At 38.0% G+C, this 10,942-nt stretch carries 14 protein-coding genes; 13 read left to right on the plus strand and 1 reads right to left on the minus strand.

Annotated elements, in window-relative coordinates; all coding sequences use genetic code 11:
* Window positions 1–44: 44 nt before the first annotated feature.
* The 13 genes from HMPREF0373_RS06215 to HMPREF0373_RS06265 all read left to right on the plus strand — a co-directional run bounded on the left by HMPREF0373_RS06215 (window position 45) and on the right by HMPREF0373_RS06265 (window position 10,490).
* Entirely contained in the window at window positions 45–710 is a 666-nt protein-coding gene (locus tag HMPREF0373_RS06215) for an HNH endonuclease family protein (protein WP_021738804.1), read from the plus strand.
* Window positions 711–971: 261 nt separating this feature from the next.
* On the plus strand, window positions 972–1,427 hold the full coding sequence (locus tag HMPREF0373_RS06220) for a YaiI/YqxD family protein (protein WP_021738805.1): 456 nt from the start codon (window positions 972–974) through the stop codon (window positions 1,425–1,427).
* Window positions 1,428–1,618: 191 nt separating this feature from the next.
* Complete coding sequence (locus HMPREF0373_RS17290; protein WP_242831191.1) at window positions 1,619–1,972, plus strand: hypothetical protein; 354 nt, start codon at window positions 1,619–1,621, stop codon at window positions 1,970–1,972.
* A 116-nt stretch (window positions 1,973–2,088) separates the two neighbouring features.
* Window positions 2,089–2,601 (plus strand): hypothetical protein, encoded by a 513-nt coding sequence (locus HMPREF0373_RS17295; RefSeq protein ID WP_242831192.1) that lies wholly within the window; start codon window positions 2,089–2,091, stop codon window positions 2,599–2,601.
* Window positions 2,594–4,564, plus strand: coding sequence for a RecQ family ATP-dependent DNA helicase (locus HMPREF0373_RS06230; RefSeq protein WP_242831193.1), 1,971 nt, complete (start codon window positions 2,594–2,596; stop codon window positions 4,562–4,564). Before HMPREF0373_RS17295 ends, HMPREF0373_RS06230 begins: the two co-directional genes overlap by 8 nt.
* A 311-nt stretch (window positions 4,565–4,875) precedes the next feature.
* Complete coding sequence (gene tnpA / locus HMPREF0373_RS06235) at window positions 4,876–5,151, plus strand: IS66 family insertion sequence element accessory protein TnpA (RefSeq protein ID WP_021738809.1); 276 nt, start codon at window positions 4,876–4,878, stop codon at window positions 5,149–5,151.
* A complete protein-coding gene (locus HMPREF0373_RS17300; RefSeq protein ID WP_021738810.1) occupies window positions 5,141–5,293 on the plus strand; it encodes a hypothetical protein in 153 nt (50 codons plus the stop codon). The genes tnpA and HMPREF0373_RS17300 overlap by 11 nt, the downstream gene beginning before the upstream one ends.
* 73 nt (window positions 5,294–5,366) lie before the next feature.
* On the plus strand, window positions 5,367–5,771 hold the full coding sequence (locus HMPREF0373_RS06240) for a nucleotidyl transferase AbiEii/AbiGii toxin family protein (RefSeq protein ID WP_021738811.1): 405 nt from the start codon (window positions 5,367–5,369) through the stop codon (window positions 5,769–5,771).
* A 148-nt stretch (window positions 5,772–5,919) separates the two neighbouring features.
* Complete coding sequence (locus tag HMPREF0373_RS06245) at window positions 5,920–6,615, plus strand: response regulator transcription factor (protein ID WP_187118755.1); 696 nt, start codon at window positions 5,920–5,922, stop codon at window positions 6,613–6,615.
* Window positions 6,616–6,631: 16 nt separating this feature from the next.
* On the plus strand, window positions 6,632–7,141 hold the full coding sequence (locus HMPREF0373_RS06250) for a VanZ family protein (protein WP_015526351.1): 510 nt from the start codon (window positions 6,632–6,634) through the stop codon (window positions 7,139–7,141).
* Window positions 7,142–7,154: 13 nt separating this feature from the next.
* Window positions 7,155–8,219 carry a sensor histidine kinase gene (locus HMPREF0373_RS06255; RefSeq protein ID WP_021738813.1) on the plus strand — a complete coding sequence of 355 codons (1,065 nt, stop codon included), beginning with the start codon at window positions 7,155–7,157 and terminating at the stop codon, window positions 8,217–8,219.
* Window positions 8,220–8,359: 140 nt separating this feature from the next.
* Window positions 8,360–9,247 (plus strand): ABC transporter ATP-binding protein, encoded by an 888-nt coding sequence (locus tag HMPREF0373_RS06260; protein ID WP_021738814.1) that lies wholly within the window; start codon window positions 8,360–8,362, stop codon window positions 9,245–9,247.
* Between the two features lies 1 nt (window position 9,248).
* A complete protein-coding gene (locus tag HMPREF0373_RS06265) occupies window positions 9,249–10,490 on the plus strand; it encodes an ABC transporter permease subunit (RefSeq protein ID WP_021738815.1) in 1,242 nt (413 codons plus the stop codon).
* 209 nt (window positions 10,491–10,699) lie between these two features.
* Here the strand turns inward: HMPREF0373_RS06265 and HMPREF0373_RS06270 are convergent.
* On the minus strand, window positions 10,700–10,942 hold a 243-nt coding region (locus HMPREF0373_RS06270; RefSeq protein WP_021738816.1), incomplete at its 5' end, for a DUF6061 family protein.

Below are 10,942 nucleotides of genomic sequence, written 5' to 3' on the forward strand. Positions count from 1 at the left end.
TGCATATACAACTGGATTTAGAGCAGATGTAAGGGTGAATGTGTATGATAGAAATAAAAAAAGGAACGGAACCTAAGGAACTTTTGGAGTATCAAAAAAAGGAGTTTGCGTCTTATGCAGATATGAAAGGCGATGTTAAAGAGAAAGTGATGAAAAGTCTGCTTTCGGAACAGGGACACCTTTGTGCATACTGCATGAGCAGGATTGATGAGGGTGACGGTAAGCATAGAGCTACGATAGAACATTGCATTCAACAGGCGGTGACAGATGAAAAAGAACGTTTGAATTATAAAAATATGGTGGCTGTATGTTTGGGAAACCGTAATGCACACTCTAATGAGGATAAAAGCTGTGATGCGAAGAGAGGCAGTTTAAAAGTTGACAAGCAGGATATGAAAAAAATCAACGTGTTTGATGGCAGGACATTGACGGATATCAAGTATGCTTCTGACGGTACGATTTATTCTGATGATGAGGATGTAAATGAAGATCTGAACCTAAGATTAAATCTGAACTGTGAAGCACGTAGATTAAAGGAATGTCGCCGACAGGCACTTTCTGCATTACATAGGAACATTGCCGGAAAATATCCAAATAAAACAGCACCAAAGTCATATTATCAAAAATTGATGGATCATTATACGGAACAACGGGAAATGAAAGAACCATATAGCGGGATTTTGATCTATTGGTTGGAAAAACATATTTAGGTAGCAAACGTATCAGGCAGGCTTTGATTTAGAGAGATTCTGAATCAGAGCCTGTTTTTGTTTTAATTGGAAGATATAAAAATTGGCAAAATGGTGTGGCTGTTGGCTGTGTAAATGGCTATATACTTATAATCCATACGAATAGTAGAGAGCCAGAAGGAAATACTTGACAGGTGATTGTATTGCAAATACAGTAGAATCGTACCTAGGAAAAAGGGCTGTCTTTTGATTGTTGCAGAAAATAAAGGAACTTGAGAAAATATGAAGATTTATGTAGATGCCGATGCCTGCCCAGTTGTAGGAATCGTTGAGAAAATAGCTGAAAAATATGATGTGCCAGTTACTTTGCTTTGTGATACGAACCATGTGCTTGCATCTGAATATAGTGAAGTGATCGTGGTTGGCGCGGGAGCAGATGCAGTAGACTATAAACTGATCAGTCTGTGCCATAGAGAGGATATTGTAGTATCACAGGATTATGGTGTGGCAGCAATGGCTCTTGGAAAAGGCGCATATGCGATCCACCAGTCCGGAAAGTGGTATACGGATGAAAATATTGACCAGATGCTGATGGAACGGCATATAAATAAAAAAGCCAGACGAAGCTCCAGCAAAAATCACATCAAAGGTCCGAAAAAGCGGACAGGTGAGGATGATGAACATTTTGCACAGGCATTTGAAAAGATGGTACGGATGGCACAGAAAGAAGAAGGATAGATGAAAAATTTGAAATGCTTTTATGACGTATGAACAATATGAGTAGACAGTACAGTTTTAAAATAAAAAGGACAGGTTCAGATATCTAAAAAAATTTTTGCCAGGATGTATTTGAAATAATATGTTTATATAAATATGATGATTTACAGAAATAAATAAAACGGGAAATGAAGTATTGGAGGGATATTTTTATGTTTGTAGATAATGATTCATGGGATGTCGAGGAGATTTGTTATGATCATACGCATATTCAGAATGTAGTAAGTGAAATTAAGAAAAATTTTGATACTTATTTTGAAAAATATATTCAGACAGAGGCAGGAAACGGAATATCACAGGAAGACTTTGAGAAAATGAAAAGAAAAATGGGGATTTGCTCAGATGAAAAAAGGCAAAAAAAAGATTGGTCACAAAATTATAAGCGTATCATAAGAGAAGCCATTGATGATTTTGAAAAAGACAGGAATGCATATATAGAATTATTTGATGAAGAAGCACTGGAAGAGGCAGAATATGATCCGTCAGTTTTAAATCAAAGACTTTAAAATATGAATGTCCGATTATAAAAAATACATTGTTCAGTAATGCAAAGGAATTAGGCAAGTATAAAAGTCAATTTAGTATTTCAGATCCAAATGAATTGCTACAGGTTGTTCAGACATTGAGCCAGTTTGGGGAAAAATATCAGAATGATGTTTATGATCCTAAAACATATGAGGATGCTAAGCAGTATGAGGATTTGCGGCTGGAGAATATGAATACGGAAGCGTTTACCGTTTATGGTGTTATTGGTGGTGGAATAAAAAGTCAAATGATGTATAAAGTGTATCCAAATACATTCCCTAACCGTAGCAGGAATGCGATATGGGCATTATGGTATCTGACAGATAAGAAAACATTTGGTTGTAAAACAGATTCTGAATTTTTGATGATTGATGTGGGAAAAAGTTTCACACAGCAGAATTATTTTTATCCATATAAATTATTTGCGTTCTATGCATTTGAAATTTACAAATTATTAAGGGATAAAGCAACGGAATTGGGCGCATACATTGATACAGATTATCGATATGTGATAGTGGATTCCTTTTTGTCATTTGTAGAGAATGTGCATGATGAAGAAACAAGCTTTTTAAAAGCTCAGATTAGAGATGGAGGAAGAGGTTTTGCATAAATTAGATGATGATCTGAAAAAATATTTCCCAGACTTTGATTTTAAATTAAAAGACTTTCAGAAGAAAGTGATATCTAATGTAATTGAACATGGAAATACATTATGTATTATGCCGACTGGTGGCGGAAAATCACTGATATATTGGATGAGTGCATTAGAACTTGGGGGAATTAGTATTGTTGTTTCTCCATTGACTGCATTGATTAGCGAACAGGCTGCAAAAATTGAAGCACAGGGATATGATGTGTTGGCAATCCATGGAGGTGTGTCTGCTATAAAACAGATGAAGTTACTGACAGATCTGGCAAATAAAAAGACTACGCCTCAATTTATCTTTCTAAGTCCGGAAAAAATTGCAACCGATGGATTTTTAGAATATTGCTTAGCATGCCGAAAAGAGGATATAAAACTATTAGTCATTGATGAAGTACACTGTGTAAGCCAGTGGGGTATGAGTTTCAGACCATTTTATAAACGAATTCCGGATTTTATGAATCAGCTATTTGGTGAAAATAAATGGTGTAAAATACTTGCGTTAACAGCTACCCTAAATCCAAAGGAACTTGGTGATATCTGTAACTCTTTTCACATAAATAAGTCTAACATCATTATTCAGGATTTGCTGATGAGAAGTGAAATCCAGTTACATACACAAAAATTTTCGGATGAAAAAGAAAAAGTGGATAAATTCTGGGAAATCATAAAAACACACCAGGATGAGAAAATATTGGTTTATGTGTATCGGAAATATAGTAAGAATGGTGTAGAGGATTTATGTGCATCTGCCATCGAAAGAGGATATAAGGCGGTTACTTTTCATGGAGATATGTCTGCAGCTGAAAGGACTGAAATCATTGATAAATTTAAAACTGAGCAAATTAACATAGTATTTGCAACAAATGCTTTTGGAATGGGGATTGATATCCCGAATATTAGAGTGGTCATTCATTTTATGATTCCAGAATCAGTAGAACAGTATTACCAGGAGGTTGGAAGGGCAGCAAGAGATGGACATGGTGCAAATGCGTATCTTTTGTATTCCAATAAAAATATTGAAGTAAAAAAACGGTATTTTATAGATGGATCGTTTCCAACAAAAGAAAAGTTAGAGTGCGTTTATAAGAAAATTGCAATTAAACCTGGATATGCGACACTTTCTTATTTTGATGACGAAGAAATACAGCAGTGTCTGCCGTATTATCTGGATGCTGGTTTGTTGGAGATTGCGTGTAAAGGGTTTGCTGATTTAAAATCTTTGGAACTGATAAAGGATTCAGTAATTGAGAAATATTATAATTGCACAAAGAAGAAAGGATTTATTCTTACTGCGAAAAAGTGCTGTGTTGAACCGAAACGTTTGGCACATGACATATATAGAGCTATTGTAAATGGAACAGCGGTAACAAAAAAAGCTTTGGAGAGATGGCTGATTCTGAAGATAAATAAAGTAGACATCGAAGAAACAGATATGGAACAAATGCTTAGCTGCATAGAAGAAAAGAAAAAATATAAACATGACCTTCTGGACTACTTTGTATATGTGCTTGATAATAATTCCAGTTCTTTGCATTTACATCAGGAAATAGCATCTTATCTTGGAACTGATAAACATAACCTGAATAAGATTTATGAAACTGTTGATGGAAAACATGTCAGAAGTAAATCGGAAGTAATTATCTGTAATTTACTTCATGAGTCAGGATTAGAGTATCAATATGAAGAAAAACTGTTTTATGATAACAATAAATGGATAGAACCAGATTTTACGATTAAATTATCCAATAATCGGAAGATATACTGGGAGCATGTGGGGATGCTAGGAAAAGAAGACTATGATACCCGTTGGTCGCAAAAAATAGATATTTATAATCGATATTTTCCCGGATGTATGGTTAAAACATATGAGAGTGGATCATTATCAAAGGATGTAAAATATTTAATTGAAAAAATAAAAACACTGTAAATTTGTAAGACAGGCAGTTTGAGTGACAGAAAATTTTATGCTTTACGGTCTGTAGAAACACAGTAAATCATTGGGAAGATTTCTGAAAATATTGGATATGAAAAATTGAATCATGTAGTACGACAGTAGGGACAGCTTCGGCTGTCTCTTTTAGTTTCCTCATTTTCAAAAGTAACGTATATCAAATGTAAGCGCTTAATTTCTGGGTAGATAGTTATCTATCCGTTTATGACTCATAATGATAGTAAATAGATTTTTACTCCACTTTCTTTGATAGGAAAGTGAAAATTACCATAACTGGAGGTTTGATTATGAGTGATAAACGTGCCCCAAGGCGTTCCATGGAAGAATGGATGGAGCTGGTAACTGAGTGCCGCCAAAGCGGTTTGACGGATGCTGCATGGTGTCATGAACATGGGATCTCTCCCAGCTGTTTTTACAATGCAGTTACCCGGTTAAGGAAAAGGGCATGCCAGATACCAGAGCCAGTCGGTAAAGCAACTACGCTTGATCTTACATCCCATAAGCAGGATTGTAGTACAGATCGCCATAGAGCCGGAGCTGTCTCCGTCAGAAATGATCCCTGATAATGGGACCACTTCCATGTACCTTGACAATTCACATACGATTGAAATCGAAGCGAAGGGCCTGCTGATCCGCATGAATAATACGGTTCAGCCCATGCTTCTGAAAATCCTGATGGAAGCATTAAAGGAACCGGTATGTTAGCAGATATCTCAAATGTTGATGCGATTTACATTGTTTGTAGAAGAACGGATATGCGTAAATCGATTGATGGGTTATGTGCGAGCTTGAAGACCGCACTATTGAGGTATGGGCATATAATCTGGAAACGGTATTGGCTGAAAAATTGGAAACTGTTGTTAGTCGAAACGTTACAAATACACGAATGCGAGATTTTTATGATATTTATATTTTACAAAAGTTGTATGGAGAACAACTCCAAAAACAAGTTTTATGGACTGCACTTGTAGCTACAGCCAAAAAAAGGGGAACATTAGACCTGATAGAAGCTGAGGATATAAGAGAAATATTTGATGAAATTGAATCAAGTCCGGTTATGGAGACCTTATGGAAAACATATCAAAAAAATTATTCTTATGCTGCTGATATTTCATGGCATACAATTATGAAGTCAATCTGTGCATTATATGGAAGTATATTGGAGAATATGTATGACGCATAAAAAACTGATATGTAATTTACGTTAGCATTTTGAGTTGCCTAAATTCGAAAGTTAGGAAAATCTTAATAATTTCTCAGGCAATCCATTGTGAATTTAGATGTTGTATTTGCTATACTTAATTGGAAATATGAGCAAAGGAGTTGAAAATATGTCTGAAAAGATATTGATTATAGATGGCGAGCAAGATATAGCGGATCTGTTGGAGGTCTACTTGAAAAACGAAAATTACGTCGTTTATAAATTTTACTGCGCAACGGATGCCATGTCGTGTATTGAAAGCGGCGACATTGATCTTGCCATTCTGGATATTATGCTCCCGGATATGAACGGCTTTTCACTTTGCCAGCTTATCCGAAAGAAATACACTTATCCAATCATAATGCTAACGGCTAAAATTGAGGAAACGGATAAAATAACAGGGCTGACATTGGGCGCGGACGATTATGTGACAAAACCTTTTCGCCCACTTGAAGTAGTTGCCAGAGTGAAAGCGCAGTTAAGACGTTACAAGAAATATTCGCCCGGTATCATCACAGAGAAAGTTCCATCGGAACTTTCCTATAACAAATTGTGCTTGAATGTTCAAACCCACGAATGTTTGTTGGATGGGGAACCTGTTTCTCTAACCCCGACAGAGTTTTCTATTCTCCACGTCCTTTTGTCAAGTGCTGGAAATGTTGTAAGCATTGAGGAACTGTTTCATGCGGTTTGGAAAGATGAATACTACTCTAAAAACAGCAGCACAATTACTGTGCATATCCGACATCTGCGCGAGAAACTGAACGATACTTCCGATACTCCGCAGTATATTAAAACGATTTGGGGTGTCGGCTACAAAATTTAAGTGAAAGGAGAACGCTATGAAGAGAAAATCAAATTGTTTGGCAACTATTTTATTCTTAATTTATCTGGCACTTCTGGTTTGGATCATACTGTTCAAACTACAGTTTTCAATCAGTGATCTGGATAAAGTAAGAAGTATAAACCTTATTCCTTTTCACTATGACAAAGAAGTTGGCGCAGCATTTCACTTAACAGAGGTACTCGAAAATTTCTTGATTTTTGTTCCTATGGGCATTTATCTTCAAATGCTTCTGCCAAGAACAAAATTATATGTGAAGTTCATGCTGATTGCTGGAACAAGTTTTTTATTGGAAACTATGCAGTATATCTTAGCAGTCGGACGTTCTGATATTACTGATGTACTCACAAATACGGCAGGTGGTCTTTTGGGGCTTGCTGTATATTCGATGGCAGCCCGGTTAATCGGAAATAGAATAAAAGCAAACAGACTGTTTTCCATTCTGGCAGGCATAGTAAGTGTTGTCGTAATTGGTCTGCTTGGCTTTCTTCTGTTTGCTAATCGGTAGGAGGTGTATTCTCATGTCGAAGAAAGAAATGACAACAGAAAAGCGCCTTAAAGTGCGCTTATACCTATCATTGCTGGTTTATACCGTTGTTGGATATGGTTTGACCCTTATCTTGGACTACATCTTTTCAAAATTTGACAACGGTATTTTTGCATGGCTCTACTGGCGGCTCGATCTGCTTTTTATTTTGTATCTGATGATCGGCTTTGTATGTATTTTCAATTACTATTGGAAAAAGCCGTGGGGCTATCTGGATGAAGTAATTGATGCGACCCAAACGGTCTATGAGCAGAACAATCATACCGTATCATTGTCTGACCCACTGAAAGAATTGGAGGCACAACTCAATCAAATCAAAATGTCTGTTCTGTTGAGCAAACAGGCTGCAAAGCAGGCAGAAGAAAAGAAAAATGAAATTGTTATGTATCTGGCACATGATATACGCACCCCTCTCACAACAGTAATCGGCTATTTGAGCCTGCTCCATGAAGCCCCTGACATGCCTGAACAGCAAAAGGAAAAGTATGTAAAAGTTGCGTTGAATAAGGCAGAACGCCTTGAAAAGCTCATCAATGAACTTTTTGAAATTACCAAGTACAATGCACATACGGTCATTATCAAAAAAGAAAATATAGATTTACATTGTTTGATTGCGCAGGTAATAGATGAAATATACCCGACACTCTCTGCAAATGGCAACACGGCGGTATTTACTGCGGAGGACAACTTATCCGTGAACGCTGATCCCGAAAAGCTGGCGAGAGTTTTCAGTAACCTTTTACGAAATACAGCGTCATATAGCTACCCGCAGACAGAGATCATTATATCCGCCAAACGGTTAGAGCATGATATACAGATCACTTTTGAAAATCGTGGAAAAACAATTCCACAGGAACAGCTTAACAGTATATTTGAAAAATTCAATCGCTTGGATGATGCTCGGCTTTCTAATACAGGTGGTGCGGGGCTTGGCCTTTCTATTGCGGAAGAAATTATACATTTACATGGTGGAAAGATTACTGCATCCAGTCAAAACGAAACTATAGACTTTGTGATTACATTACCCCTTTCCGCTTAGGAAAATAAGAATGTGATCTTAGGAATTACTTAGGAATTTAAGCGTGTGATTTTTGAGATTGAAAAGCCTTTGTTCGATACAATGATTATCGAACAAGGGCTTTTTATTGTTCAGCTGAAGCAAAAGAAAGGAGTGTAAGCATGGAACTGAAAATAGAGCATTTAAGCAAGCAGTTCAAAGACAAAACAGCAGTAAATGATGTCAATCTGACATTGACTCCCGGCGTTTGGGGACTTTTGGGGGCGAATGGTGCAGGGAAAACCACGCTCATGCGCATGATTGCTGATATTATGACACCAACCAACGGAGCGGTTTACTATGACGGAAAAGACATTCGAAAGTTAGGTGAAGTCTACCGAAGCAAGTTTGGCTTTCTGCCGCAGGATTTTGGGTATCACCGGGATTTTACGGTCAAAGATTATTTGGAGTATATGGCTGCGCTGAAAGATATTCCTACAAGGGCAACCACCCAAAAGATCAATCATTTGTTGGACATTCTTTCGCTCTCCGATGTGAAAAAGGAAAAAATCTCCAATCTGTCAGGCGGCATGAAGCGTCGTGTTGGTATTGCGCAGGCTATGTTGAACGACCCGGAGATACTTGTCATGGACGAACCGACAGCAGGACTTGATCCCGGAGAGCGCGTGCGTCTGCGGAATTTCATTTCCGAGTTTTCGCATGATCGAATCGTGTTGATTTCCACCCATATCGTATCTGACATAGAATATATTTCTACGCGCAACGCAATTATGAAAGCCGGAGAAATTGTTGATGTCGGAACTACCGCAGAACTTGTCAAGCGGATTGAGGGCAAGGTTTGGAATTGCATAATTCCGGCCTCAAAGCTGCCGGAATATGAAATGCGGCTATGCATTATCAATCAGCGCGGTGAGGATCACAATCAAGTTTCCATCCGTTATTTGTCTGAGCATTCAGAAATTGAAGGTTCTGTGGCAACAGAACCACGCTTGGAGGATCTGTATCTGTGGTTGTTCCCGCAGACAGACTTGGAAAAGGAGGACAGATAATATGCGGCTCTTTAGACTTGAACTAAAACGTATTTTGAAATCACGGCGCACCCTGATTTTACTTGCAATCGCACTTTTGCTTTCCGTAGCTATGGCATACCTGCCTATTTCATTTGAGGGTATTAACCGTCCAAACGAAGATGGCACGGTTACAGAATTAGATGGCTTGGCAGCTATCAAGTACAAACAAGATTTATATAAAACATCCGCTGGTGAAGTGACCCCGGATAAGATCAAATCGGCTTTGGAAACTTATCAAAGCTGCGTTCGAGAATATGGGGCAGTCGAGGAAGAGGGCTTTCCTCTGGCTGTATTTATTGAAAAAATCGTCCCGTTCCGTCACTTGCTGATGGGTCTGTCCGAAGCGTTTGCTGATCCAGTAACAGGCATTGGTGCTGATTTAATGGATATTGACCCGAATGACATTGACGGAGCCTATTATGAAAAGTGCGCAGAACATTTACAGGATGTCATGCGGAATGAGCAAAGAGAAAACGAAACCGCACAGCAGAAAGCTCTTGAAAAATATTCAGAACTTGATACGCCATTTTATCTTCATTCTGGAATTTCAAAAGATGCATTTGATTATATTGAGTTTTATATTTTGTTCCTTGCTATTTTGTGTGTGGCAATCGCAGCATCTACTTTCGCCGGAGAATATCAAACGGGCGGTGACAGCATCCTGCGAACCACCAAATACGGGCATAAACAATTAGCAATTACCAAAATTCTGGCGGCATTTACACTTTTCGTTGTTACTTTCCTTGTCGGGATCACGGTACACATTCTGATTTTAGATGCAGCGTTCGGGACGGATTGCTTAAAAACATCGTTTCAGATGCGATACTCTATCATTAATCTGCCAAACATCAATCTGGGGCAGTTGCAGATAATTCTCGCAGCAGCGGGCTTACTTTCTGTATTAGCAACGGTTAGCTGTACGTTGTTCCTGTCTGCAAAATGTAAAGACACATTGACAGTTTTGCTGATCTCTATTGTAGTTCTTCTCATGCCGCTTTTTGCTTATGTAGCGATGGGAGCAACATGGCTCTCTACCATACTTCCATCTGCCGGAATTGGTATGCAGAACAATTTCCTTTCTCAGCTTGCAGATTTCAATTATCTGAATATCGGTGGAATGAGTTTCTGGACACCGCATGTTATTTTGATTTCGGCAGGAATTGAATTATTTGTGTTTACATTCTTGGCGATTCATTCCTATTGCAGACATCAGGTAGCATAAAAGAAGTTCAAAATAGAACGAATAGGTTATCTGCAGCGCGACGGCAAAAGAAAAAAAGCCGTCGCAGAGCAGACACATTTTCACGCGCCTATGAAACGGCGGCTTTGATTTTCAGAGCCGCCGTTTCTTTGCATTTGCACAAACCTATGATGAATTTTCCGGAAATATTGTGGTTAATAGCGATTTAAACTGTTGTATTTGTTTAAAAATTAAAAAATATCTAATGAGTCTTCCGCATCTACCCACATCTGCAAATTTCCATCAAGATATAATTTTGCATATTCAAGAGGTTCATCAATGGCGAGTGCGTTTAATGCACAGTCTGATCCTGGTGTGGTTTTTAAGTTCTTTTCAGCTTCCAAACAGTCAATGCGGAGCATATAGCCAACAGAGGTGTAAACATCAATACGGTTGCGCTTGGGATTGTATTCTGCAAATATTGTTCTCATCGT

It is taken from the genome of Eubacterium ramulus ATCC 29099, assembly GCF_000469345.1.
In the GTDB taxonomy this organism is placed as follows: Bacteria; Bacillota; Clostridia; order Lachnospirales; family Lachnospiraceae; genus Eubacterium_I; species Eubacterium_I ramulus.

Coding starts and splice junctions, on each gene's coding strand:
- HMPREF0373_RS06215 (WP_021738804.1), top strand. CDS start 45: ATGATAGAAATAAAAAAAGGAACGGAACCTAAGGAACTTTTGGAGTAT.
- HMPREF0373_RS06265 (WP_021738815.1), top strand. CDS start 9,249: ATGCGGCTCTTTAGACTTGAACTAAAACGTATTTTGAAATCACGGCGC.
- HMPREF0373_RS06255 (WP_021738813.1), top strand. CDS start 7,155: ATGTCGAAGAAAGAAATGACAACAGAAAAGCGCCTTAAAGTGCGCTTA.
- HMPREF0373_RS06245 (WP_187118755.1), top strand. CDS start 5,920: ATGTCTGAAAAGATATTGATTATAGATGGCGAGCAAGATATAGCGGAT.
- HMPREF0373_RS17300 (WP_021738810.1), top strand. CDS start 5,141: ATGATCCCTGATAATGGGACCACTTCCATGTACCTTGACAATTCACAT.
- HMPREF0373_RS06250 (WP_015526351.1), top strand. CDS start 6,632: ATGAAGAGAAAATCAAATTGTTTGGCAACTATTTTATTCTTAATTTAT.
- tnpA (WP_021738809.1), top strand. CDS start 4,876: ATGAGTGATAAACGTGCCCCAAGGCGTTCCATGGAAGAATGGATGGAG.
- HMPREF0373_RS06240 (WP_021738811.1), top strand. CDS start 5,367: ATGTGCGAGCTTGAAGACCGCACTATTGAGGTATGGGCATATAATCTG.
- HMPREF0373_RS06220 (WP_021738805.1), top strand. CDS start 972: ATGAAGATTTATGTAGATGCCGATGCCTGCCCAGTTGTAGGAATCGTT.
- HMPREF0373_RS06260 (WP_021738814.1), top strand. CDS start 8,360: ATGGAACTGAAAATAGAGCATTTAAGCAAGCAGTTCAAAGACAAAACA.
- HMPREF0373_RS17290 (WP_242831191.1), top strand. CDS start 1,619: ATGTTTGTAGATAATGATTCATGGGATGTCGAGGAGATTTGTTATGAT.